The sequence below is a fragment of the Arthrobacter melezitosi genome (genome assembly GCF_054511055.1).
Genome location: NZ_JBTNDJ010000011.1, coordinates 56574 through 80517 on the forward strand (window position 1 = coordinate 56574; position 23944 = coordinate 80517).

The 23944-nt window shown below is 66.0% G+C and carries 21 protein-coding genes; 16 read left to right on the forward strand and 5 right to left on the reverse strand.

Annotated elements, in window-relative coordinates; translation table 11 throughout:
- Positions 1-22: 22 nt before the first annotated feature.
- Entirely contained in the window at positions 23-607 is a 585-nt protein-coding gene (locus ACX80W_RS12190) for a DapH/DapD/GlmU-related protein (RefSeq protein ID WP_459283633.1), read from the reverse strand.
- Between the two features lie 466 nt (positions 608-1073).
- Between ACX80W_RS12190 and ACX80W_RS12195 the strand changes: the two genes are divergently transcribed.
- Both ACX80W_RS12195 and ACX80W_RS12200 read left to right on the forward strand, forming a co-directional pair.
- A complete protein-coding gene (locus tag ACX80W_RS12195; protein WP_459283635.1) occupies positions 1074-1304 on the forward strand; it encodes a hypothetical protein in 231 nt (76 codons plus the stop codon).
- A gap of 194 nt (positions 1305-1498) precedes the next feature.
- Complete coding sequence (locus ACX80W_RS12200; protein ID WP_459283637.1) at positions 1499-2338, forward strand: hypothetical protein; 840 nt, start codon at positions 1499-1501, stop codon at positions 2336-2338.
- A gap of 488 nt (positions 2339-2826) precedes the next feature.
- Here the strand turns inward: ACX80W_RS12200 and ACX80W_RS12205 are convergent, their stop codons facing one another.
- Positions 2827-2961, reverse strand: a complete 135-nt coding sequence (locus tag ACX80W_RS12205; protein ID WP_459283639.1) for a hypothetical protein — start codon at positions 2959-2961, stop codon at positions 2827-2829.
- A gap of 400 nt (positions 2962-3361) precedes the next feature.
- Here ACX80W_RS12205 and ACX80W_RS12210 point away from each other — a divergent pair, with 400 nt between their 5' ends.
- The 4 genes from ACX80W_RS12210 (at position 3362) to ACX80W_RS12225 (ending at position 9043) form a co-directional block, all read left to right on the forward strand.
- A complete protein-coding gene (locus ACX80W_RS12210; protein WP_459283727.1) occupies positions 3362-4168 on the forward strand; it encodes a glycosyltransferase 87 family protein in 807 nt (268 codons plus the stop codon).
- A gap of 300 nt (positions 4169-4468) precedes the next feature.
- Positions 4469-6262 carry an ABC transporter family substrate-binding protein gene (locus tag ACX80W_RS12215; protein WP_459283641.1) on the forward strand — a complete coding sequence of 598 codons (1794 nt, stop codon included), beginning with the start codon at positions 4469-4471 and terminating at the stop codon, positions 6260-6262.
- Between the two features lie 208 nt (positions 6263-6470).
- Positions 6471-8012, forward strand: a complete 1542-nt coding sequence (locus tag ACX80W_RS12220; protein ID WP_459283643.1) for an ABC transporter permease — start codon at positions 6471-6473, stop codon at positions 8010-8012.
- Entirely contained in the window at positions 8009-9043 is a 1035-nt protein-coding gene (locus ACX80W_RS12225; RefSeq protein ID WP_459283645.1) for an ABC transporter permease, read from the forward strand. Before ACX80W_RS12220 ends, ACX80W_RS12225 begins: the two co-directional genes overlap by 4 nt.
- Before the next feature lie 17 nt (positions 9044-9060).
- Here the strand turns inward: ACX80W_RS12225 and ACX80W_RS12230 are convergent, their stop codons facing one another.
- The gene (locus tag ACX80W_RS12230; RefSeq protein ID WP_459283647.1) at positions 9061-9690 is read right to left on the reverse strand and encodes a PH domain-containing protein; all 630 of its coding nucleotides are present in this window, start codon (positions 9688-9690) and stop codon (positions 9061-9063) included.
- Positions 9691-9785: 95 nt separating this feature from the next.
- On the opposite strand from ACX80W_RS12230, the gene ACX80W_RS12235 reads away from it, so the two are divergent.
- The 7 genes from ACX80W_RS12235 (at position 9786) to ACX80W_RS12265 (ending at position 19979) form a co-directional block, all read left to right on the forward strand.
- A complete protein-coding gene (locus ACX80W_RS12235; protein WP_459283648.1) occupies positions 9786-11597 on the forward strand; it encodes an ABC transporter ATP-binding protein in 1812 nt (603 codons plus the stop codon).
- Positions 11598-11934: 337 nt separating this feature from the next.
- A complete protein-coding gene (locus ACX80W_RS12240; RefSeq protein ID WP_459283650.1) occupies positions 11935-13581 on the forward strand; it encodes a peptide ABC transporter substrate-binding protein in 1647 nt (548 codons plus the stop codon).
- 131 nt (positions 13582-13712) lie between these two features.
- On the forward strand, positions 13713-14639 hold the full coding sequence (locus ACX80W_RS12245; RefSeq protein ID WP_459283652.1) for an ABC transporter permease: 927 nt from the start codon (positions 13713-13715) through the stop codon (positions 14637-14639).
- Positions 14632-15624 (forward strand): ABC transporter permease, encoded by a 993-nt coding sequence (locus ACX80W_RS12250; RefSeq protein WP_459283654.1) that lies wholly within the window; start codon positions 14632-14634, stop codon positions 15622-15624. The genes ACX80W_RS12245 and ACX80W_RS12250 overlap by 8 nt, the downstream gene beginning before the upstream one ends.
- Entirely contained in the window at positions 15621-17342 is a 1722-nt protein-coding gene (locus ACX80W_RS12255) for an ABC transporter ATP-binding protein (RefSeq protein ID WP_459283656.1), read from the forward strand. Before ACX80W_RS12250 ends, ACX80W_RS12255 begins: the two co-directional genes overlap by 4 nt.
- A gap of 197 nt (positions 17343-17539) precedes the next feature.
- A complete protein-coding gene (typA, locus tag ACX80W_RS12260; RefSeq protein WP_459283658.1) occupies positions 17540-19456 on the forward strand; it encodes a translational GTPase TypA in 1917 nt (638 codons plus the stop codon).
- 19 nt (positions 19457-19475) lie between these two features.
- On the forward strand, positions 19476-19979 hold the full coding sequence (locus ACX80W_RS12265) for a hypothetical protein (protein ID WP_459283660.1): 504 nt from the start codon (positions 19476-19478) through the stop codon (positions 19977-19979).
- 42 nt (positions 19980-20021) lie between these two features.
- Here the strand turns inward: ACX80W_RS12265 and ACX80W_RS12270 are convergent, their stop codons facing one another.
- Positions 20022-20516, reverse strand: a complete 495-nt coding sequence (locus tag ACX80W_RS12270; protein WP_459283662.1) for a helix-turn-helix domain-containing protein — start codon at positions 20514-20516, stop codon at positions 20022-20024.
- A 158-nt stretch (positions 20517-20674) separates the two neighbouring features.
- On the opposite strand from ACX80W_RS12270, the gene ACX80W_RS12275 reads away from it, so the two are divergent.
- Positions 20675-21481 carry a type IV toxin-antitoxin system AbiEi family antitoxin domain-containing protein gene (locus ACX80W_RS12275; protein ID WP_459283664.1) on the forward strand — a complete coding sequence of 269 codons (807 nt, stop codon included), beginning with the start codon at positions 20675-20677 and terminating at the stop codon, positions 21479-21481.
- A gap of 464 nt (positions 21482-21945) precedes the next feature.
- Here the strand turns inward: ACX80W_RS12275 and ACX80W_RS12280 are convergent, their stop codons facing one another.
- Positions 21946-22176 carry a putative acetyltransferase gene (locus ACX80W_RS12280; protein WP_459283666.1) on the reverse strand — a complete coding sequence of 77 codons (231 nt, stop codon included), beginning with the start codon at positions 22174-22176 and terminating at the stop codon, positions 21946-21948.
- A 177-nt stretch (positions 22177-22353) separates the two neighbouring features.
- Here ACX80W_RS12280 and fdxA point away from each other — a divergent pair, with 177 nt between their 5' ends.
- Both fdxA and dapC read left to right on the forward strand, forming a co-directional pair.
- Positions 22354-22680 carry a ferredoxin gene (gene fdxA / locus ACX80W_RS12285; protein ID WP_120164998.1) on the forward strand — a complete coding sequence of 109 codons (327 nt, stop codon included), beginning with the start codon at positions 22354-22356 and terminating at the stop codon, positions 22678-22680.
- Positions 22677-23831: a succinyldiaminopimelate transaminase gene (dapC, locus tag ACX80W_RS12290; protein ID WP_459283669.1), complete on the forward strand. Its 1155-nt coding sequence runs from the start codon at positions 22677-22679 to the stop codon at positions 23829-23831. The genes fdxA and dapC overlap by 4 nt, the downstream gene beginning before the upstream one ends.
- Positions 23832-23944 lie beyond the last annotated feature (113 nt).

Here is a 23944-nt window from a genome sequence, read left to right on the forward strand (position 1 = left end):
GTCCCACTTCCCGGTCAGGGAATCACCCTTCCGGAACCGTGCCCACCTGCTTTGCCGGCACACCGACGACCACGGCCCCCGCGGGAACGTCCTTGGTGACGACTGCGCCCGCGCCCACTACAGCCCCATCGCCGACGGTCACCCCTGGCAACACCGTCACGTTGGCCCCGAACCACACGCCCTTGCCAATCACCACGCGGGCCGGGTGCATGTCGGCTCGTCGGCTTGGCAGCATGTCGTGGTTCAAGGTCGTGATGACGGCGTTGTGACCGATGAGGGACCCATCGCCGATGTCGATACCGCCCTGGTCCTGAAACCGGCAGCCGCTGTTGACAAACACCTCCGTGCCGAATCGGATGTTCTTGCCGAAGTCGGCGCTGAACGGCGGGAAGAGTTGGAAGGACTCGGGGACCTCGCGCCCGGTCAGCTCGCTGATCAGGGCCCGCACCTCTCCGGGGGAGTGGTACCGCCCGTTGAGCTCGGCGGTGATGCGCAGCGACTCCTGGCTCGCGGCGTGCATTGCCTCATGGTGCGGTGAACCTCCGGGGATCGTCTCCCCGGCGTTCAGCGCGGTCAGCAGCTTGTCGAGACCTTGAATTTCGGCCATGCCCCAACGGTATCCCGCCCCGCCCATACAGTCTTCGCCGCCGGCACGGCGTTGGGGAACTTTCTGACGGACCCGAAATCGTCGTTCGGCAGGGAACGGGAGAAAGGCAATCAGGCCGAGGGTACCCGCTTGATGACACCCTGAGGCCTAGGTGGGGCTGGGGCTGGGGCTGGGAGCCTGAGCTACGATGCGCTAAGCCAGAGGTGCAGCATGTATGGAAGACCGAAGCCGGTTGGCCGGAACCTGCAGGTGTTTGACCTGACGCTCAACGATGGCAGCTTGCACACAGCGGTAGAGAGATTCGTCCAGTGACGGAGAGGTTGGTCGGCCATGAGCTCAGGATTTGCTCCAATCCGTCATCGAGGATGGCCAGGAGCCATCCTGTGGTCAATTCTGGTCTTGGTGTCCGTCGTGCTGATGGCGATCGGTCTATGGACGAGTTTCTTCATAGGGGGAAAACCGTCCGTTGCCGGATTTTGAGAAGGACGCCCGAGTCGGGAACCTCTACATCCTCGGCGGCTCCGCCGCATCGCTGGCTGCCGCGGTATGGTCCTACCTGCGCGGGCATCCGCACTGGGTGACGGCATTCGTGGCGGCGCCGGCAGTCGTGGTGGGAGGAATCGCCCTTCTGGCCCCGCACAGCACGCTGCGCCAGGTGGGTGCTCTCACAGCCCTGCCGGCGGCGCTCGGCGGATAAGGCGATCTCCGGGGAGCAGCTTGAGTTTGACGACGTGCTCTGGTCTGCTGCTATTGGGGGTGGCCTGACTCACCTGCCTGGTGGTCCTTCTCCATCAAGTACTCTGTCTCAGGCTGCCTGGACGAACCCCAGCACTCTATCCGGGCTTCGCGGCGGTGTGAATGGAAGGGCGCTAGTACGGTCAGGAGTCATGGGTGCTTTCGTCGGCGGCGGATTCGACCTCGCAAGATTTCAAGTTACGGGTGATTGAGGATATGAGAGATACGCAGGGTTCAATGTCGCTTGGACGGTTTGTGCGCGGGACCTGGACTCTTCTGGTTACGGCACTGGTTTTCGCGGTAGCGATTTTTTTCTCTGTTTTCTCACTGAGCAATGGCTCCCACGGCCTTGAAATCGCAGCGCTGCTTGTTCTCGGCCTCGTAGGGGGCGGTTTGGCCCGGGGGCTTTTTCGGGAAAACCTGGTGATGGCGGTTTTCATCGTCCTTATCGTGGGAGAGTGTGCTCTTTTCTCCCAGCTTTCTGGGCCCTGGTCGAGCCTGTGGCCGGTGCTGATACCGGCCAACGCCATTGGGGTGATGGTGGGTAACGTCGTTCGCCTGGGCTATCTCGAGAGCAGGCCCAGAGCCTTGCGTGACGTGTGGGTCGTCAATGGTGTCGAGGAGCCGCGCACAGACAGCGCAAAGGCAGTGTCGACGGCTGTGCTCTCAGCGTGGGACAGCGCGCACGCAGGGCGCTTCTATGTTGAGCGCAATGAGGGGTTGTTCGAAGCGATGGGTAGTGCGGCAACCGGATTCATCGTGCACTGCGCAGCGAAGTCCCAGGAGGAGAGCGCGTGGCAGATCCTCGGTTCGCTTGGCGGAAGGGGCGAAACCGAAATCCGCATACCCTCCGGTCCTGCATTCGCGCCCAGCGGGGTCGTGGTTGATCTGGAAACCGCAAAGGAGGCCCTTCTGGGCTTTTTCCACCACAGGGGCCCCGATCCGGGGCTCGAATGGACGTCTGGTGAAGAGGTGCTGGATCTAAAGTTCGGCTAGCTTTCCTGACCTATCCCGGACCGCGCACTGGATGCCGTCATTAGTCGACCGGAAGCGGTGAGTGGTTACCCTGAGTCTTTGCAGGGCTTTCAGCCGAGGGGAGGTGGCGCGTCGAAGAGACGTTTAGTGGACCTTGACCGACGGGACACCGCGGGTTGTGGACCCGATGTGCAGACGTAACTACCGTGCGTTGATGGAGGGTAGTTGAAATTTCAAAGGCTGCATCAGGGCGGTCTGGTGGTCTCGAGGCTGTCTGGTTGCTTGGACGAGCTGGGAGAACACGGATGCGAAGGAGTGGCGCCATGGTGAGTGAGGGTGCGAGTTCTGGCCCCGACGGACATGCTGGTGATCTTCGGGCAGCTCGAGCGACGCCTCGGGGCGCCTTGTCTCGGCCACGGCCGGGGACCTGATGCAGGGATGGGTCTACCGGGGCGGGTACCTCACCGAGCACACCCGGGTGGACCGGACCGGTGCCGCCGGGGCCGATGTCACGCAGGTCGGGCGGTGGTGCTGGCAGCGACCAGCTGCCCGGCGCCGTCGTAGCCGTACCGGGTGAGCGCGCCGGCCCGGGTCAGGGCCGTGATCCGCCCGCCCTCATCCCGCCGGGAGGTCCATAATTGCAATCCCCGGCTCCGCTGAAGCTCGAATTGACTAACGCCGCAGAAGAAGGAAAGCTTGCTGATGACTAGGTTGCCGACAGAATATCCCCCACGATTCCGGTCGGCGCCTGGTTTGAGGCGGCGTTAGCCCGCTGCGAAGCCCCCGGCCAAGCGAGACTGGTTGGGGGCTTTCTCATGCCGCCTGCCGCGCCTGGACTCCGGCGAGGGTCGATGGGCGGTCATGCCGGTCACTCCACTTACACCCGATATCCAGGGAGTGCCGCTGCGCGGTGCGGCGGCACGCGCGTGGCAATATCGGGGCATGTCGGAAAAATGGGGACCGCACGCGTCCGCGCCGAGAGCGCCGGGGATTGGGGCAGCGGATTTCGCACGCAGATTCCCGCTGTTCATGCGCACGGCGCTCATGTCGGCGTGGATCTTGGGATTTATTGCTCTGTTTGCAGCTGTCCGCGCCGTCGTCCAGGGAGATCTTGGATCGGACACCCACGCCTATTGGTCCGCAGCACAGGGCGGTCCGCCCTATGACAAACGGCCAGGGGAGCGGGATGCGTACCTCTATTCACCGGTATTCCTCGCGGCCGTCCGCCCCTTGGCGCTGCTTCCATATCCGGGTTTCCTCGCGTTATGGATAGCACTGCTCGCGGCCGTCCTGTTGTGGCTTGTGCGCCCGCTCCGCAATCGCTGGGCCGTGCCGGTTGCACTGTGCTGCGTGCCCGAACTGGTTATCGGGAACATCTACCTCCTGCTGGCCGCCGCCATCGTCCTGGGTGCCCGCCGGCCGGAGGCTTGGGCTTTCCCTATTCTCACCAAGGTCACTTCTGGGGTGGGCCTTCTCTGGTTCGCTGCGCGGGGCGACTGGCGGGGACTGGCCCGAGGCGTCGGAGTTTTGGTACTTCTGGTGGGGGTGTCCTACCTCATCGAACCAGGCCTGTGGCGTGCGTGGGTGCGGTTCCTCTTCGAGCACCGCGACGGGACACCGGACAGCCGGCTTGGCTTCGTGCTGAGGTGTGCACTCGCCGCGGCCCTGGTGGTCGTGGCCGCCCGCAGGAACCGGCCCTGGCTCCTGGCACCGGCGGTCCTGCTGGCCTCACCGGTGCTGTCGTCCTATATTGCGCTGACAGTCCTGGCTGCGCTGCCACGGCTGCTGGGTGAGGCGGTTGCGGGCCCGTCCGGTACCCGTACCGGACGGGCCTTAACGCCACCGCCATGAGCGTTGCGAGACCTATATGGCGGCCGGAGACCACACTAGCGCCCACTTCCCGGATCGACAATGCGCCTCGGCGGCGCCAGGAATTGGATATGACAACCCGCAGTAGCCTGTCGGACGCTGTCCCATAGGCCTCTTTGATTGCATCTCGATAACAACATATCCCTGCTGAAGGAATCGAGACCCTCTGGTTACTCTCCGCCACTAGGCTTCAGATCATGTGAGGCGCGCCACCTTCAGGGCTCGCGGGTCGTCATGCAACACCACATGGGACTGATTCCACACCAAGAAATAGGAGGCGGAATGCGTTTCGGACGTACTTCCAAAGCTGTGGGGGTCGCGGCGGCAGCTGCACTCGCACTGAGTGCCTGCGCTGCCAACACCGGTACTGAAACCGATGAGGGCGCTGAAGGCGAAGCAACCGGCGGCGAGATCCGCGTGGTCGAGGTCAATGCCTTTAGCTCGTTCAACAACCAGACCGCTGAGGGTAACGTCGACATCAACGGCACCGTCGCCTACGTCACGCATGCCGGCTTCAACTACATCAACAACGACCTTGAAGTGGTGCCCAACGAGGACTTCGGCACCTACGAGGTCCTCAGCGAGGATCCGCTGAGCGTGAAGTACACGATCAACGAAGAGGTGAAGTGGTCCGACGGCGAGCCCGTCGACGCAGGCGACATGCTGCTGGCCTGGGCCGCCGGGTCCGGGCACTTCAACGATGCCAAGACCGACGACGCCGGAGAGGTGACGTCCGGGGCGACCTACTTTGACTACGCCGGCGACACGACCGGACTCGGGCTGACGGACGTACCGGAGATCGGCGACGACGGCCGGTCCATCACGCTCAACTACGAGAAGCCCTACTCCGACTACGAAGTCGCTTTCGGAACCATGACCGAGGGCGGTATCGGCATGCCCGCCCACGTGGTCGCGGAGAAGGCCGGCCTTGCCGATGAGGACGCGCTCATCGAGCTCATCCAGACCGCACCCGAGGGCGATCCCGAGAAGCCCGCGGAGCGCCCGGAGCTGCAGGCCGTGGCCGACTTCTGGAACACGGGCTTCGATACCAAGTCCCTGCCTTCGGATCCCTCGCTCTTCCTCTCGAACGGCCCCTTCATCGTCTCGGACATGACCCCGGACCAGAGCATGACCCTGGTGCGCAACGAAGATTACACCTGGGGCCCTGAGCCCAAGGTCGACGAAATCACGATCCGGTACATCGGCGAGGCGCCCGCCCAGGTGCAGGCCCTCCAAAACGGTGAGGTCGACATCATCAACCCGCAGGCCTCGGCCGACACGGCTGAGCAGCTCGAGGGCCTCGAGGGAGTCAAGGTGCTCCGCGGTAACGAGCTCTCCTACGACCACCTCGACCTCAACTTCTCCGGTGTGTTCGCCGAGGAGAGCGTCCGCGAAGCCTTCATGAAGACGGTTCCGCGGAAGCAGATCGTCGACACGATCATCAAGAAGCTGAACCCTGACGCGGCGCCGCTGGATTCCCAGCTGTTCCTCGCCGACCAGGAACGCTACGAGGAGGCACGCGAGAACAACGGGTCCGAGGAGTACGCGGAGGCCGACATCGAGGGCGCACGGGAGCTTCTCGCCGGTGCAACCCCCGAGGTACGCATCATGTACAACCGGGACAACCCGAACCGCCTCGATGCCTACACGCTGATCGCGGAGTCTGCCACGCAGGCAGGGTTCAAAATCGTCGATGGCGGCCTGGGCGCCTCCGACTGGGGCGCGGCCCTCGGCAACGGAACCTACGATGCGACCATCTTCGGCTGGATCAACTCCGGGGTCGGCGTAGCCGGCGTACCGCAGATCTTCCGCTCCGAGCAGGGTTCCAACTTCAACGGTTTCTCCGATCCGGAGGCGGACAAGCTGATGGACGAGCTGATCCTCGAAACCGATCCGGCCAAGCAGGAGGACCTGCAGATCCAGATCGACCAGAAGATCTGGGAGTCCAAGTACGGACTGCCGCTGTTCCAGCTGCCCGGGCTCAATGCCCACACCGACCAGGTCAGCGGCATGGACTACATGCCGAACCAGACCGGTATCTGGTGGAACTTCTGGGAATGGGAAGTCGTCCAGTAACACCACCAGTGCAGTTCTAACCGCACCACGGGAGGTGCCGGGACCAGACTCATCAAGGTTCCGGCACCTTCCTGCGTTCCGCCACGAGGCAGGGGACGCAGAAGTGGATCCGGGCGACGCGTCAATTACGGGCCGCCGCTGATTGTGTGGATTAGAATGCAGCCAGAGTCACAGCAAACCCGCAACCAGACATTGAGGCCCCGCAAGCATGGTGACCTACATCGTTCGGCGACTAGCAACAGCGGTCCTAATCCTGTTCGGCGCCTCGTTCATCGTTTACCTGCTGACTGCGGCCTCCGGTGACCCACTCGAGGACCTGCGCGCCAGCAGCGCCCCGAACAGGGAGCAGCTCATCCAGGCCCGCACCGAACTGCTGGACCTGAACACCCCGGCGCCGCTGCGCTACTTTGGGTGGCTGTCCGGCGCAGTCCAGTGTGTAGTGCCCTTCGTCGGCAACTGTGACCTCGGCCAAAGCATCCAGGGCGAGGCCGTCACGGATGCGCTCACCCGGGCCGTGGGCAATACGATCATGCTCGTGACGGCGGCCACCGTTCTCGCGATCATCATCGGGATTTCCCTTGGCATCATCACCGCACTGCGCCAGTACAGCGGGCTCGACTACGGTGTCACCTTCATGGCCTTCCTCTTCTTCTCCCTGCCGATCTTCTGGCTGGCGGTGCTGCTCAAGGAGTTCGGCGCCATCGGGTTCAACAACTTCCTGACCGATCCCGACATCCCGCTGTCGAGCATCCTCGTCGTGGCCCTGGTCAGCGGGGTGATCTTCACGATCATTGCCGGTGGCACCCTCAGACGGAAAGCGCTCGCCTTCGTCATCGGGGTGGTCGCCGCGGGTGGGCTCCTCTTGGTCCTCAACCTGATCGACTGGTTCACGCGCCCGGGCCTCGGTCCGATCGTCATCCTCGTCTTCGGTGTGGCCATCGCATACGGCATCACCCTGCTGACCGCGGGGCTGAAGAACCGCAAGGCCCTGTACTCGGCGCTGATCATGGTGGCACTGGGCCTTGTGGCGTACTACGTCGTCAACCCCTTCCTAGCCGGGACCACGATCTGGTTCATGCTGCTCCTGGCGCTGGTCACCGTCCTCGTCGGCATGGCCGTCGGGTATCTGCTCGGCGGGTACGACCGCGCCCAGAGCATGCGCACCGCCGCCCTGACCGGGATCCTCATGGCCGGGCTGATCGTCCTGGACCGGTTCATGGTTACCTGGCCGTCCTACGTCTCGAACTCCCGGATCCGCGGGCGGCCGATCGCGACGATCGGTGCGTCGACGCCGGGGCTCGAGGGGGACTTCTGGATCCAGGGGCTCGACAACTTCACCCACCTGCTGCTGCCCACCCTGGCGCTGCTCCTTGCCTCACTGGCCAGCTACAGCCGGTACTCACGGGCCTCGATGCTCGAGATCATGAACATGGACTACATCCGGACGGCCCGGGCCAAGGGCCTGTCCGAACGGACCGTGGTGATGCGCCACGCCTTCCGGAATGCGCTGATCCCCCTGGCGACCCTCGTGGCCTTCGACATCGGCGCACTGATCGGCGGCGCCGTCATCACCGAGCAGGTGTTCGCCTTCTCCGGGATGGGCCAGCTGTTCGTGCAGGCCCTGCACCGGACGGACCCGAACCCCATCATGGGCTTCTTCCTCGTGGTCGGGATCCTGGCGCTTGTCTTCAACCTCATTGCCGACCTTGTCTATTCGGTCCTTGACCCACGCGTAAGGGTGAAAGCATGACCATCCAGGATTCCTCCGAGACTCCCCGGGGCGAGGTGGGCCCGTCCCCACGCGAAGTGGGACCGGTCGCCGATCCCGAGACGAAGGGCATGTCGCAGGGCCAGATCGTCCGTCGGCGCTTCTTCGACAACACCGCCGCCGTTATCAGCCTGGTGGTCTTTGCCCTCATCTTCCTGCTGGCCTTCACCTCGCTGGGGTTCGCCGGCATCCCCGGCTGGTGGAAGTACAACCACACCCAGTTCCTGCCGGTGGTCGACGGGGGAGCTCCCACGTTCACCGGACCGTTCAGCTGGGGCGACCACCCCTTCGGCCAGGATTCGATCGGCCGGGACTATTTCGCCCTGACCATGCGGGGGGCGCAGAATTCGATCATCATCATGCTCCTGATTGGGGCCATCTCGGGCATCGTCGGTGTTGTCGTGGGCGCCTGCTCGGGCTACTTCCGCGGCATGACCGAGGCGGTGCTGATGCGCATCACCGACATCGTCATCATCATTCCGCTGATCGTCCTGGCCGCGGTCCTGGGCCGCACCGTCGGGGATTCACTCGGCCCCGGTGCCAACGTCTTTGTCCTCGGGATCGTCCTCGGTCTGCTCGCGTGGACAGGCATGGCCCGGCTGGTCCGCGGCGAGTTCCTCTCCCTGCGCGAGAGGGAATTCGTGGATGCGGCGAAGATTGCCGGGGCCTCCAACGCCCGCATCATCTTCAAGCACATCCTGCCCAATGCGGTGGGCGTCATCATCGTGAACACCACCCTGCTGATGTCGGCGGCGATCCTCCTTGAGACCGGCCTGAGCTTCATCGGCTTCGGCGTGCAGGCACCGGATGTGTCCCTGGGCCTGATTATCAGCCAGAATCAGGAGGCCTTCCAGACCCGGCCCTGGCTGTTCTGGTTCCCGGGCATCTTCATCGTGCTGATCTGCCTGACGATCAACTTCATCGGCGACGGGCTCCGGGACGCCTTCGACCCGCGCCAGAAGAAGTTCAATGCGCGCAAGGCGAAGGAAGCGGATCGACCGGTGGGCGCGTGATCATCCGCACCGACGGCTCAGCCCAGCGCGGAGGAGGCGAAGGACGCCGCCAGCAGCGCCGCGCCCACGCCGATCAGCAGCCAGTTCGTGTTCCGGGTGACCACGGCCGACTCCGTGAGGTCGACGTCGAGGGCGCCGGTGCCGATCAGTTCCTCCCACCGGCGGCGGACGAGGAACGCCGCATAGCCGGAGTCCGTGTGGGTGAGGTCTCCGGGCCGCACGGAGCGCCCCGGGCCGTAGCTGCTGCCCGGAAGGTTCGCCAGGTGCTCGGGCTTGCCGGCGTGGGTGCCCCACACGCCGGGGGCCGGTGCCGCCCAGGCCGTGTACGAGCCTCCGGGCGTAACGAGCTTCAGCGCGAACTTGGTATCGACATGGACCAGGGCCGCCCAGGGCACCGAAACCGTGGTCAGGGGGTTCCGCAGGGTCACCGCGGCCCCGTCCACCTCAACGGAGGGGTACCAGAACAGCCACCACGCGGCGAAGGCGAAGGCGAGAAGCGGCCAGGCCGCCACCAGCCCGGAGACCCCTTCCGACACCACCACGGAGGCAAGGCCCACTGCGGCAAGGGCAACGGCCACCGCAGTGAACACCTTGCTGGTGCGTGGACGGAACACTGTGGTGACGGGGCCGCCCGTGGCGCTGCTCATCGCTCCATGATTTCAGCATTTTCCTCCGGTGGGTCAATCGGAGACCAAACGGCGGATACAGCACACCCGGATGCCGGGCGGAAGGACAGCGCAACATGACCAGCGACGTCATTGGCACTACCCCCACTAACGGTTCACGGGACCCGCGCGGCCCGGTGCTGGAGGTGCGCAACCTCTGCGTTGACTTCGGCGTCGAGAAGAAGTGGGTGCCCGCTGCGATCAACCTCAACTACTACGTCAACGCAGGAGAGGTCCTGGCGATCGTCGGCGAGTCGGGCTCGGGCAAGAGCGCAAGCTCGATGTCCCTCCTGGGGCTGCTTCCCTCGAACAGCCGGGTGACCGGCGAGGTGATCCTCAACGGAAGGTCGGTGCTGACCATGTCGCCCGGGCAGCTGCGCCAGGTGCGCGGCAGCGAGGTCGCCGTGATCTTCCAGGAACCCATGACGGCATTGAACCCCGTCTACACCGTCGGCTTCCAGATCGTCGAGACCCTCCGCCTGCACAGCGAGATGTCCCCGGACGCCGCGAAGCAGCGGGCCCTGGCCCTGCTGGACATGGTGGAGCTTCCCGACCCCGAGAAGGCGTTTCGGTCCTACCCGCACCAGCTCTCCGGCGGGCAGCGCCAGCGTGCGATGATCGCCCAGTCCCTGTCCTGCGATCCCAAGCTGCTCATCGCGGACGAACCGACGACGGCGCTGGACGTGACGGTGCAGGCGGAAATCCTCGACCTGATGCGCAACCTCCGGAACAAGCTGGACAGCGCGATCGTCCTGATTACCCACGACATGGGCGTCGTGGCCGACCTCGCCGACCGCATCGCCGTCATGCGCAAGGGGGAAATCGTCGAGACGGGCACCGCCGAGCAGATCTTCGGCGCCCCGCAGCACGAGTACACCCGCGCGCTGCTTGGGGCGGTGCCGCACCTCGGCCAGGGGATGGGAGACGACGACGTCGACATCACGGCGGCACTCGCCGCCGCCACCCATTCGGAACTGGTCGGCGTCGACCATGACGAGCTTGAACGCCGTGAGCGGGAGGTGCTGGCCGGCCTGCAGGAGGAGTCGGTGCCCCAGGCCGATCCGGTCCTCGAGCTGAAGGACGTCGCGATCGAGTACCCCAAGCAGGGCCGGGTGCCGGCCTTCCGCGCAGTCGAGGGGGCGAACCTTGTCGTCTATCCCGGGCAGGTCATCGGACTGGTGGGGGAGTCGGGGTCGGGCAAGACCACCATCGGCCGCGCGGCGGTCGGGCTGCTGCCGGTGGCGGAGGGATCGCTGTCGGTCGTGGGGACCGATATTTCGGGCTTCCGCCCGGCGTCCAAGGAGCTGGCCGCCGTCCGCCGCCATGTCGGCATGGTCTTCCAGGACCCGTCGTCGTCGCTGAATCCCCGGCTGCCGATCGGTGAGAGCATCGGCGAGCCCATGTACCTGGCTGGCGAGGCGAAGGGAGCCGAGCTGCAGAAGCGCATCGAAGTGCTCCTGGACCAGGTCGAACTGCCCCGGAGCTACCGGAACCGCTACCCGCACGAACTTTCCGGCGGGCAGAAGCAGCGGGTGGGCATTGCGCGGGCGCTCTCGTTGCGGCCCAAGCTCATGGTCGCCGACGAACCGACCTCCGCCCTCGACGTGTCCGTCCAGGCCCGGGTGCTCGAACTGTTCCAGCACCTGCAGCAGGAACTGGGGTTCGCCTGCCTGTTCGTCACCCACGACCTCGCGGTCGTCGACGTCCTCGCCGACCACATCTGCGTGATGCAGCGCGGCCGCATCGTGGAGCAGGGCACCCGCGACCAGATCCTGCGCAGCCCACAGGATCCGTACACCCAGCGGCTGCTCGCCGCGGTGCCGCTGCCGGACCCGCACAAGCAGCGCGAGCGGCGCGAACTGCGCGCCCAATTGCTCGCCGCGGAGTAGGAAACCGACCGCCCGGAGGTACTCCACCGCCGGGCGCCGGGGGCACCGCGCCGGTCCGGGAGGCCTCCGGAGCCGCTCCGGATCGGGGCGACGCGCCCTCGGGACAGCCTGCGTTATCAAATCGTGATCTTTTCGACCGCTGTCCTCCCCACCTGCGGAAGCGTCCGGTTCCTGAGACTTTCCTGAAAGTTTTTGGCCGTTCCGGCCCCGCCCCGGTTTCTTGCGGCTCTCCTGCGGGGTTTATGATTTCCCGGTGTGAGTTGGCTCATGCGTATCACTTGGGTCCACCAGCCCCGGCCGTAACAGCGTCGGGTGAAACCTACAACTAGGAGGCGGAATGCGTTTTACGCGCAATTCCAGAATTCTCAGCGTGGCAGCGGTCGCTGTCTTCGCGCTGAGCGCATGTGGCGGCGGCGGCGGCGGAAGCACCGATGAAGCTGCTACCGGCGGCAACACCGACGCCGTCATCGTGGTCGACGGCTCTGAGCCCCAGAACCCGCTGATCCCGACCAGCACCAACGAAGTCGGCGGTGGAGCCGTCCTCGACCTGATCTTCGCCGGCCTCGTCAGCTACGACGCCGACGGCAAGACGCAGAACGAGGTTGCCGAGTCGATCGAGACCGAGGATGCCCAGAACTACACGATCACCCTGAAGGAGGGCATGACCTTTACCAATGGCGATCCGGTCACCGCCAACTCCTTCGTTGACGCGTGGAACTACGGCGCCGCAGCCAAGAACGCCCAGCTGAGCAGCTACTTCTTCGAGAGCATCAAGGGCTACGCCGAGGCTAGCGCCGAAGGCTCAACCGTCACGGAGATGAGCGGCCTGAAGGTCGTCGACGACAAGACGTTCACCGTCGAGCTGTCGCAGCCCGAATCGGACTGGCCCCAGCGCCTCGGCTACAGCGCGTTCTACCCGCTGCCCGCCGACGCCCTCAAGGACCCCGCGAAGTTCGGCGAGAACCCGGTCGGCAACGGCCCGTACAAGTTCGCCTCCGAAGGTGCCTGGAAGCACAACGAGCAGATCGAGCTCGTGCCGAACGAGGATTACGAAGGCCCGCAGGAGCCCAAGAACGGCGGCATCACCTTCAAGATCTACCAGAACGACACGACGGCCTACCAGGACCTGATCTCGGACAATCTCGATGTGCTGAAGACCATCCCGACCTCCGACATCAAGAACTTCAAGAACGACCTTGGTGAGCGCTCAATCGAGTCCCCGTACGCCGGCAACCAGACCATCGCCGTGCCGTACTACCTCAAGAACTGGGACGGCGAGGCAGGCAAGCTGCGCCGCCAGGCCCTCTCCATGGCCATCAACCGCGACGAGATCACCGAGGTGATCTTCAACGGTGGCCGCGAACCCGCCAAGGACTTCACCGCCCCCGTCCTCCCCGGCTACGAGAAGGACCTGCCCGGCAGCGAGAACCTTGAGTACAACCCGGAGAAGGCCAAGGAACTGTGGGCCGAGGCCGAAAAGATAGAGCCTTACGACGCTTCCGAGCCCCTGACCATCGGCTACAACGCCGACAAGGGCGACCACAAGACCTGGGTCGAGGCCCTGGTCAACAGCGTCAAGAACACCCTGGGCATCGAGATCACCGGCAAGCCCTACGCCACCTTCAAGGAAGCCCGCACCGAGGCGACCGAGCAGACCCTGACGGGCGCGATCCGTTCGGGCTGGCAGGCCGACTACCCCTCGCTGTACAACTTCCTCGGCCCGATCTACGCCACCGGCGCAGGCTCGAACGACGCGGTGTACTCCAACCCCGAGTTCGACAAGGCCCTGAAGGACGGGCTCGCGGCGGACTCCGTCGAAGAGGGCAGCAAGGCAATGAACAAGGCGCAGGAGGCCCTCCTGGAGGACCTCCCGGCCATCCCGCTGTGGTACCAGGTCGCCCAGGGCGGCTGGAGCAACAACGTGGATAATGTTGAATTCGGCTGGGACGGCGTACCCCAGTACCACGCCATCACCGGCAAGTAATCCGACACGGGATGGGGGCCTGCCCATGGCAGGCCCCCTTTCCGCGCTCCAACGAAAAGGTTTATCCCTAACATGAGCAACCCCCAAGAGCGTTCCGTCCGAACGCCTGACGCGCCGGGAGGTGCGCACTAATGACCTGGTATGTTTCCCGGCGCTTCCTGCAGCTGATTCCGGTCTTCCTCGGAGCGACGCTCCTCGTCTATTTCCTGGTCTTCAGCCTTCCCGGCGACGCCACGGCAGCCATCTGTGGGGAACGAGGCTGCACCCCCGCCGTCGTCACCGCACTGCGCGAGCAGTACAACCTCGATGAGCCCTTCTGGATCCAGTACCTGCTCTACCTCAAGGGCGTCCTGACCTTCGATCTGGGCACCAACTTCTCCGGCCGCCCCATCGCCGTCATCATCGCCGAGGTCTTCCCGACCACCGCCAAGCTCGCCGTCATGGCCCTCATCTTCGAGGCCATCTTCGGCATCGTCTTCGGCCTCATCGCCGGGCTCCGCAAGGGCAAGCTCTTCGACTCCACCGTCCTGGTGCTCTCCCTCGTCGTGATCGCCGTGCCGATCTTCGTCCTGGGCTTCCTGATGCAGTTCCTGATCGGCGTCAAGCTCGGGTGGACCAACCCCACGGTCAGCGGCGACGCGACCGTCTCCGAACTCATCCTGCCGGCCGTCGTGCTGGGCCTGGTGTCCTTCGCCTACGTGCTGCGCCTGACGCGCACGAGCATCCTTGAAAACGTCAAGGCCGACTACGTCCGCACGGCCACCGCCAAGGGCCTCAGCCGCAAGCGGGTCGTCGTCGTGCACATTCTGCGCAACTCCATGATCCCCGTGATCACCTTCCTGGGCGCCGACCTGGGAACCCTCATGGGCGGCGCGATCGTCACCGAGGGAATCTTCAACGTCAACGGTGTCGGGCTCACGCTGTACCGCGCCGTCCTGAACGGGGATGGACCGACTGTCGTTTCGATCGTCACCTTCCTGATCCTCATCTTCTGCCTCGCGAACCTGCTGGTGGACCTCCTGTACGCGTGGCTTGACCCAAGGATTCGATATGCCTGAGATTGAGAACAACCTGAAGACGGCGGGAAGGGTGAAGACCTCCGCCTACCCGATCGAGCACTTCGTCGCCGACATCGATGAGACACCGGTCCGCGCGACCGACAGCGCCACCGCCGAGGGGGCTCCGTCGAGCCTGTGGCGTGAAGCCTGGCGCAGCCTGCGCCGGCAGCCGCTGTTCCTCATCAGCGCCGCCCTCATCCTGGCCATCCTCGTCGTGGCGCTGTTCCCCGGCCTGTTCACCAACGAGCCGCCGAACTCGAACTGCCTGCTGGCCAACTCCGACGGCGGCCCCGCACCCGGGCACCCGCTGGGCTTCACCCAGCAGGGCTGTGACATCCTCTCGCGCGTCGTGCACGGCACCCAGTCCTCGCTCACCGTCGGGCTGTTCGCCACCCTCGGCGTGCTGCTCATCGGCGGCCTGATCGGCGCCCTCGCCGGATTCTTCGGTGGATGGGTCGACGCGGTCCTGGCCCGCGTCGGCGACATCTTCTTCGCCCTGCCGCTGATCCTCGGCGCCATCGTCATCGTTCAGCTGCCCTTCTTCCAGCAGAACCGCAACGTATGGACGCTCGTGGTCATCCTGGTCTCCTTCGGCTGGCCGCAGATCGCCCGCATCACCCGCGCCGCCGTCATCGAGGTCCGCAACGCCGACTTCGTCATGGCGGCCCGCTCCCTGGGCGTGTCCCCGATGTCGGCGCTGGTCAAGCACGTCATCCCCAACGCCCTCGCACCGGTCATCGTCATCGCGACGATCTCCCTGGGCACCTTCATCGTGGCCGAGTCCACCCTGTCCTTCCTGGGCATTGGACTGCCGCCGGACGTCATGTCCTGGGGAAATGACATCTTCTCCGCGAAGTCGTCACTCCGGTCCAACCCGATGGCCATTTTCTGGCCCGGCCTGGCCCTGTCCTTGACCGTTCTGAGCTTCATCATGCTGGGCGACGCCCTGCGTGATGCTCTCGATCCGAAGGCACGCAAGCGATGAGCTCAAGCATTGGAAACGACGGCATCACCGAGGTCCGCTCCGCGCCCTCGGAGGTGAAGCCCCTGCTCGAACTGCGGGACCTGGCAATCACCTTCGACACCGCCAACGGCGAGGTCCCTGCGGTGCGCAACGCGCACCTGACCGTCATGCCCGGCGAGACCGTGGCCATCGTGGGGGAGTCCGGTTCGGGCAAGTCCACGACGGCGCTTGCCGCGATCGGGCTGCTGCCCGGCAACGGCAGGGTCTCCGGCGGGTCGATTCTTTTCGACGGCGAGGACATCACCAACGCCAGCGAAAAGCGGATCGTCGAACTGCGCGGATCCTCCATCGGCATGGTCCCCCAGGACCCGATGTCGAACCTGAACCCGGTCTGGAAGATCGGTTTCCAGGTCAAGGAGACCCTGCGGGCGAACAACCTGCCGCACTCGCCGCAGGACGTGGCGAAGGTGCTTTCCGAGGCCGGCCTTCCCAACGCGGAGGCGCGCGCCAACCAGTACCCGCACGAGTTCTCCGGCGGCATGCGCCAGCGCGCGCTCATCGCCATCGGGCTCTCCTGCCGGCCCCGCCTGCTGATCGCCGACGAACCCACGTCCGCCCTCGATGTGACGGTGCAGCGCCAGATCCTCGACCACCTGGACCGCATGACCGATGAGCTGGGCACCGCGGTGCTGCTGATCACGCACGACCTCGGCCTCGCCGCCGAACGCGCCCACAAGGTGATCGTCATGTACAAGGGCCAGGTCGTCGAGGCCGGTCCCGCACTTGAGCTGCTGACCAACCCGCGCCACCCGTACACGCAGAAGCTCGTCGCGTCGGCGCCCTCGATCGCCTCGCGGCGCATCGAGTCGGCCAAGAAGCTCGGCGTGGTCACCGACGACGTGCTCGCGCCGTCCGCCGAGAAGGCCGAGCGCATGGACAAGGTCATCGAGGTCTCGGAGCTGTCGAAGGACTTCAAGATCCGTGGCAGCTGGGGCAAGTCGACCAACTTCACCGCCGTGGACAAGGTCTCCTTCTCCATCGCCCGCGGCACCACCACCGCCGTGGTGGGGGAGTCGGGTTCCGGCAAGTCGACGGTGGCCCGGATGGTCCTGGGCCTGGAGACGGCGACGGCCGGAAGCATCCGGTTCGACGGCGTGGACATCACCACCCTGAACCGCAAGGAGATGTTCAACTTCCGACGCCGGGTGCAGCCCATCTTCCAGGACCCCTACGGTTCGCTGGACCCGATGTACAACATCTACCGCACCATCGAGGAACCCCTCCGGGTGCACGGGATCGGCAACGCCAAGAGCCGCGAGAAGAAGGTGCGCGAGCTCCTTGACCAGGTGGCGCTGCCGTCGACCATGATGCAGCGGTTCCCCAACGAGCTCTCCGGCGGGCAGCGCCAGCGCGTGGCCATCGCCCGGGCCCTGGCCCTGGATCCCGAGGTCGTCATCTGCGACGAGGCCGTCTCGGCGCTCGACGTGCTGGTGCAGGCGCAGATCCTGAACCTGCTGGCGGACCTGCAGGCCGAACTGGGCCTGAGCTACCTCTTCATCACCCACGACCTCGCGGTCGTGCGGCAGATCGCGGACCATGTGGCTGTGATGGAGAAGGGCAAGCTCGTTGAGCAGGGATCGACCGACGAGGTCTTCGACAACCCGAAGACCGCCTACACCCAGTCACTGCTCGCGGCGATCCCGGGTGCCGGTCTGGTCCTCCCCCCGGAAGCCGCCTGACCGCCGCTTCGCTCAGGGCCGAAAACGACGCCGGTGCTCCCCTTTCAGGGGGGAGTACCGGCGTCGTTCGTCGTCGAGGCCCCTCGCGGGGGTCCGCGCATTAGGTCTGGTTTTGTCAAACCCGTAGACTTGATGCAGGGCGTGCATTGCTGCCGCCGACATTTCCCCGCTTTAGATACTGAATTGAGTCATTAAGCATGTCTGAAACCACAGGCAACACCGCTGTTCGCAGCGATCTCCGCAACGTAGCCATCGTGGCCCACGTTGACCACGGAAAAACCACGCTGGTCGATGCCATGCTGAAGCAGACCAACTCCTTCGCCGCCCACGGCGACGTCGCCGACCGCGTCATGGACTCCGGCGACCTCGAGCGCGAGAAGGGCATCACCATCCTCGCTAAGAACACCACGGTGTTCTACGACGGACCCTCCGCCAAGGGCGAGACCATCACCATCAACGTCATCGACACCCCGGGTCACGCCGACTTCGGCGGCGAGGTGGAGCGCGGCCTGTCGATGGTCGACGGCGTCGTGCTCCTCGTTGACGCGTCCGAGGGCCCGCTGCCCCAGACCCGTTTCGTGCTGCGCAAGGCCCTCGCCGCAAAGCTGCCGGTGATCCTGCTGGTCAACAAGACCGACCGCCCCGACTCCCGCATCGAAGAGGTTGTCAGCGAGTCGATGGACCTGCTGCTGGGCCTGGCCTCCGATCTCGCCGACGAGGTTCCCGACCTCGACCTGGACTCGATCCTCAACGTTCCCGTCGTCTACGCCGCCGCCCGTGCCGGCGCCGCCTCGCTTGAGCAGCCCGCCGATGGAACCGTCCCCTCGAACGACAACCTGGAGCCCCTGTTCCAGACCATCATCGAGCACATCCCCGCCCCGTCGTACAACCCGGACGGCGTCCTCCAGGCGCACGTCACCAACCTTGACGCCTCGCCGTTCCTGGGCCGCCTCGCCCTGCTGCGCATCTTCAACGGAACCCTTCGCAAGGGCCAGCAGGTTGCCTGGGCCCGCCAGAACGGCGAGCTGAAGACCGTCAAGATCACTGAGCTCCTGGCCACCAAGGCGCTGGACCGCGTGCCGACCGAGTCCGCAGGACCCGGCGAGATCGTCGCCGTCGCCGGCATCGAGGGCATCACCATCGGTGAGACCCTCACCGACGTCGACAACCCGCAGCCGCTGCCGCTGATCACCGTTGACGACCCCGCGATCTCCGTGACCATCGGTATCAACACCTCGCCGCTGGCCGGCAAGGTCAAGGGCGCGAAGGTCACGGCCCGCCAGGTCAAGGACCGCCTGGACAAGGAGCTCATCGGCAACGTGTCGCTGCGTGTCCTGCCCACCGCGCGCCCCGACGCGTGGGAGGTCCAGGGCCGCGGCGAGCTCGCCCTGGCCATCCTCGTGGAGCAGATGCGCCGCGAAGGCTTCGAGCTCACCGTCGGCAAGCCGCAGGTTGTCACCAAGACCATCGACGGCAAGATCCACGAGCCGATGGAGCACATGACCATCGACGTGCCCGAGGAATACCTCGGCGGCGTCACCCAGCTCATGGCCGCCCGCAAGGGCCGCATGACCAACATGGCCAACCACGGCACCGGCTGGGTCCGGATGGAATTCATCGTTCCGGCCCGCGGCCTCATCGGCTTCCGCACCCGCTTCCTGACCGACACCCGCGGTGCCGGCATCGCGGCGTCGATCTCCGAGGGCTACGAGCCCTGGGCCGGCGATATCGAGTACCGCACCAACGGTTCGATGATCGCCGACCGCGCCGGCGTCGTGACGCCGTTCGCCATGATCAACCTGCAGGAGCGCGGCTCGTTCTTCGTGCAGCCCACCTCCGAGGTCTATGAGGGCATGATTGTCGGCGAGAACTCCCGCGCCGACGACATGGAGGTCAACATCACGAAGGAGAAGAAGCTCACCAACATGCGTGCGGCTTCCTCGGACACCTTCGAGAACCTGACCCCGCCGCGCAACCTCACCCTCGAGGAGTCCCTCGAGTTCGCCCGCGAGGACGAGTGCGTCGAGGTCACGCCCGGGTCGATCCGCATCCGCAAGGTGATCCTGGACGCCAACGAGCGCATGCGTGCCTCCCGCTCGCGTGCCCGCGCCTAGGTAAGGGTCCTCCCGGATCATGCCTTACGACGTCGACGCCGGTCCTCCCGTTCCACGGAGGGGCCGGCGTCCGGCGTTTAACCCGGCCGGGCAGCGGTCCGGCCTCATGGTGGCGCGGTGGCGGGCGGTGGCCGGAGGGCTGCTGGGCGGCGTCCTGGCGGCGGTGCTGGGAACGGCGCTGCATGCCCAGGTCCTGAGGGTAGACGAGCTTGCCCTGCCTGTGGGCGCGGTGGCCGCCCTGGTCCTGGCCGGAAGCATCATCATCTGGTGCGGGCTCTGGGCCCGCAGCATTCTCATCACCGCGCTCAGCGGCGGAACGGCCTATCTCGCCGTCGCCCTGGTCTCGCTCAGCGCCGAGACCCTTATCCTCACCGGCGTCGAAGGGCCGGGCCCGGCGCCGGACGCCGTCCTCGCGGGGAATATCTGGATGTACGGGCTCGTGGGGGTCACCGTTCTCGGCACTGCGGTGTGTAGCACGGTGCTGCGCGGGGGCCGTTTCCGCAGGGAGCGTCGGGTCGGCTAATCCGCGGCGCGGGGGCCGCCTCCACGAGGAGCGTCGGGTCGGCTAGTCCGCAGTGCGGTCCAGGTGGTGGGCGAGCAGGACCGAGGTCGCCGTCCCGTCCGGATCGGCGCCGCGGGCCGCGTACTCCTCGAAGATGTCGCGCAGGCGGCCCATCATCTCGGCCCGGTTCGCCGGGTTGAGGTGGATGCCGAGCCGCCAGACATCGATTTCCGACGGGGCGAGGCCCTCGATTTCCTGGAGGAACGTTTCAACAAGCACCGGTGCCGCGTTGGGGAGTTTGGTCCCCCAGGACAGGCCCGTCGCCCGGTAGGGGATCTCGCGGGCGCCCCGGTTGCCGGTCCGCGGTTCTTCGGCGCGCAGGAACCCGGTCGCCAGGAGGGTCCGCACATGATGCAGGGCGGTCGCAGGGTTCACCTTGAGGATGCCCGCGATCTCCTTGTTGGTCCTCGCCTTGTGGAGGCAGAGGCGCAGGATCCGCAGGCGCAGGGGCGAGCTCAGGGCGCGGGCCCGCGCCTGAAAATCCTCATCGGTGTGCATGAAGGAAATCATACGGTAGCGCGGGCCTGCCATTGGTGAGTGCCAATGCCGGAATCCGGGGCGTACAAAGGGCCCGCCGTCGGCCGTGCTTTGTTGCCGGTTGTCCACACCGGGTCCCGGTGCCGCCGCCCGCGAATTGGGCACGTCAGGCTTGGATGATGGACGTAGTTCGGGCGCTCGAGGATATGGGAGGGGTGGCACGGCGCAGGCAGCTCGCGGCGCTCGGGGTCAGCGGCGCCGCCTTGTCCTCCGCGGTTGGACGCGCATCGGTTGAGCGGGTCTCGCGGGGCGTGTTTGCCCTCCCGGCCGCGGATCCCTCCCTTCTTGCCGCCCGTTGTGCGAAGGCGGAGCTTGCCTGCATAAGTGCCGCGGCCTGGCATGGCCTCTGGGTTCTGCGGAGCCCGGCGCGGGTCCACGTGAGCGTCAACCACGGCCGCGATCTTCCGCCCCAATTCCGGGTCCACCGGTTGTCGGGCACGCCCACCCTCGCCGATGTGTGCGTCCAGGCGCTGCGGTGTCTCCCCGAACTGGACGCGCTGTGCATTGTTGAATGCGCCGTTGCCACGGACCGGGTGACGCTCCAGGAACTGCGCGACAGGCTGCAGGGACGGCGTGATGCAGGTGCCCGCCGCATCGTTGCCCGAATCGATCCCCTGTCCCAATCGATCATCGAGACCGTTGCCCGATTCCACCTTCTCGAGGCGGGACTGACGGTGCAGACCCAGGTCCACCGTCCGGGGGTCGGCCGGCTTGACCTGTTCGTGGAGGGGCGGCTCGGGGTCGAGGTTGATGGACGTCGGTTTCATAGCGGACCGGAGGAGTTCGCGGAGGACCGGCGCCGTTGGAACCTGCTGACGATCGGCGGAACCCGGGTGCTGCGGGTCACCTATGCCATGGTCGTCCACCATCCCGAGCAGTTCCTGGCACTGGTCCGGTCGGGCCTTGCCGACACTCCTCGGTCCTAGGGGACGCAGTTGGCGCGGTCGGCTGATCGCATTTGCCCACTGATGGGTGTCGATCAGTGGGCATGTCTGAATATGCCCACTGAACGGGGTTGATCGGTGGGCAGGAGTGCTCGCGAGGTTCTCAACCAGCGGTTCCGCCCACTGATGAGGGTTGACCGGTGGGCAGAAGTGTTTAAGAGGTTTTCTGCGAACCGTTCTGCCCACTGACGGACGTTGATCAGTGGGCATGTCTGGATATGCCCGCTGATGGACGCTGATCAGTGGGCAGAAGTGTTCAAGGGGTCCGTGTTCAACGGTTCTGCCCACTGATGAGGGTTGATCGGTGGGCAGAACCGTTTCGGAGCTCCGTGTCCGACGGTTCTGCCCATTGATGGAGGGTGATCAGTGGGCAGGAGTGCTCGCGGGGTTCTCAGCCAGCGGTTCCGCCCACTGACTGGCCGCGGGTAGGTGCCCGGGAACCACCCCTAGCGGGCCCGGGGCTTCCGCCGCGGCGGGGGAGGCGGCACAGGCTTCGCGGCCGTCACGTCGACAAGCGGCACGACGGCGTCACCGCGCCGCGTGCGGACCGTGCACGAATCCTCATCCAAGGCGATCAGATCCCCGAGGGCGTCCGTCAGCTGTCCGCCGGTCCGGTACCGCACGACCACCCGGGTTCCCTCCGGCAGGGACTGGATCAGGAGGACCGGAGACGTCATTCCCCAAGCCTAGCCGGGCGACGGCAGCCCAGGCCGCCGTCCTCGGCCGGGCGGACCGGGAGGGAGGTGCGCCTGCGTACGGGCGAGAGGGCACTCCGGCCCCGCCGGGACTGGGTAAGCTGGAGAGTGCACCAAGGGTGTGCACGCAGTAAACAGTCACAAGGAAAGGCGTGGGAAGTGACCTACGTAATCGCGCAGCCATGCGTGGATGTCAAGGACAAGGCCTGCATTGAAGAATGCCCGGTGGACTGTATTTACGAAGGTGAACGCTCGCTCTACATCCACCCCGACGAGTGCGTCGACTGCGGCGCGTGCGAGCCCGTCTGCCCGGTGGAGGCCATCTACTACGAGGACGACACCCCGGAGCAGTGGGCCGAGTACTACAAGGCCAACGTCGAATTCTTCGACGACCTGGGCTCGCCGGGGGGTGCCGCCAAGGTGGGCAACACCGGCAAGGACCACCCGATCATCGCCGCGCTGCCTCCGCAGAACCAGCCCGCATGACAGCTGGGGGACAGACGCGCGCCTTCGGGCTGAACCTTCCGGACTACCCGTGGGAGGCGCTTGCCCCCTACATTGAGACGGCGTCGAAGCATCCCGGGGGAGTGGTGAACCTCTCCATCGGCACCCCGGTCGATCGGACGCCCGAAGTGATCCGCACCGCCCTCGCCGGTGCGGCGGACGCCCCGGGCTACCCCACCACCCACGGCACCGCGGCGCTGCGTGAAGCCATCAGCGCCTGGTTCGACCGGCGGCGCGCGGTCCCCGGGCTGGACCCGGCGGACATCCTGCCGACCGTCGGGTCGAAGGAGCTTGTCGCCTGGCTGCCGACCCTGCTGGGCCTCGGCCCCGGCGACGTCGTCGTCCGCCCGACGGTCGCGTACCCCACCTACGACGTCGGCGCCCTCCTCACCGGCGCCACCCCGGTCACGGCGGATTCACCCGCCGACCTTCCTGCAGAGATCCGGCGGCGGGTCCGGCTCGTGTGGGTGAACAGCCCCGGGAACCCCACCGGTTCGGTGCTGTCCGCGGAGGCATTGAAGGACATCGTCGACGACGCCCGCTCCCTGGGGGCGGTCACCGCCTCCGATGAGTGCTACGCCGAACTCGGGTGGGGCCAGTGGGACAGCGCCCGGGGCGGCCAGGCCGTCCCCAGCGTCCTGGACCCGCGCGTCTCGGGCGGCAGCAACGACCTCCTGCTCGCCGTCTACTCCCTGAGCAAGCAATCGAACCTGGCCGGTTACCGGGCGGCCTTCGTGGCCGGCGACGGCGCCATCGTGGCCAACCTCGTCAACTCCCGCAAGCACGCGGGCATGATTGTGCCGTTCCCGGTGCAGGAGGCGATGCGGGCCGCGCTGGCCGACGACGCGCACGTCCAGCAGCAGAAGGACCTCTATCGCTCCCGACGTGCCCGGCTGCTGCCCGCGCTCGAGGCCTTCGGCTTCACGGTGACCGGTTCGGAGGCGGGGTTGTACCTGTGGGCAAGCGATGGGACGGACACCTGGGACGCGCTCACGCGCTTCGCCGAGCGCGGCATCGTCGTCGGGCCCGGGACCTTCTACGGGGAGGCCGGACACGGCTTCGTGCGGGTGGCGCTCACCGGGACCGACGAGCGGATCGACGCCGCTGTCGAGAGGCTCCGGGGCCGGAGCTGATTCCGCCCCGGTGTGTTGCCACGGCGGCGCCGGCGGACGGAGGATTAGTGAAGATGGCTGTCATACCGGTACCGTTTCAGACTGAATAAGCCAACGCGGTGTGGATTCTTCCC

Coding starts and splice junctions, on each gene's coding strand:
- ACX80W_RS12190 (WP_459283633.1), bottom strand. CDS start 607: ATGGCCGAAATTCAAGGTCTCGACAAGCTGCTGACCGCGCTGAACGCC.
- ACX80W_RS12210 (WP_459283727.1), top strand. CDS start 3,362: ATGTCGGCGTGGATCTTGGGATTTATTGCTCTGTTTGCAGCTGTCCGC.
- ACX80W_RS12215 (WP_459283641.1), top strand. CDS start 4,469: ATGCGTTTCGGACGTACTTCCAAAGCTGTGGGGGTCGCGGCGGCAGCT.
- ACX80W_RS12220 (WP_459283643.1), top strand. CDS start 6,471: ATGGTGACCTACATCGTTCGGCGACTAGCAACAGCGGTCCTAATCCTG.
- ACX80W_RS12225 (WP_459283645.1), top strand. CDS start 8,009: ATGACCATCCAGGATTCCTCCGAGACTCCCCGGGGCGAGGTGGGCCCG.
- ACX80W_RS12230 (WP_459283647.1), bottom strand. CDS start 9,690: ATGAGCAGCGCCACGGGCGGCCCCGTCACCACAGTGTTCCGTCCACGC.
- ACX80W_RS12235 (WP_459283648.1), top strand. CDS start 9,786: ATGACCAGCGACGTCATTGGCACTACCCCCACTAACGGTTCACGGGAC.
- ACX80W_RS12240 (WP_459283650.1), top strand. CDS start 11,935: ATGCGTTTTACGCGCAATTCCAGAATTCTCAGCGTGGCAGCGGTCGCT.
- ACX80W_RS12245 (WP_459283652.1), top strand. CDS start 13,713: ATGACCTGGTATGTTTCCCGGCGCTTCCTGCAGCTGATTCCGGTCTTC.
- ACX80W_RS12250 (WP_459283654.1), top strand. CDS start 14,632: ATGCCTGAGATTGAGAACAACCTGAAGACGGCGGGAAGGGTGAAGACC.
- ACX80W_RS12255 (WP_459283656.1), top strand. CDS start 15,621: ATGAGCTCAAGCATTGGAAACGACGGCATCACCGAGGTCCGCTCCGCG.
- typA (WP_459283658.1), top strand. CDS start 17,540: ATGTCTGAAACCACAGGCAACACCGCTGTTCGCAGCGATCTCCGCAAC.
- ACX80W_RS12265 (WP_459283660.1), top strand. CDS start 19,476: ATGCCTTACGACGTCGACGCCGGTCCTCCCGTTCCACGGAGGGGCCGG.
- ACX80W_RS12270 (WP_459283662.1), bottom strand. CDS start 20,516: ATGCACACCGATGAGGATTTTCAGGCGCGGGCCCGCGCCCTGAGCTCG.
- ACX80W_RS12275 (WP_459283664.1), top strand. CDS start 20,675: ATGGACGTAGTTCGGGCGCTCGAGGATATGGGAGGGGTGGCACGGCGC.
- ACX80W_RS12280 (WP_459283666.1), bottom strand. CDS start 22,176: ATGACGTCTCCGGTCCTCCTGATCCAGTCCCTGCCGGAGGGAACCCGG.
- dapC (WP_459283669.1), top strand. CDS start 22,677: ATGACAGCTGGGGGACAGACGCGCGCCTTCGGGCTGAACCTTCCGGAC.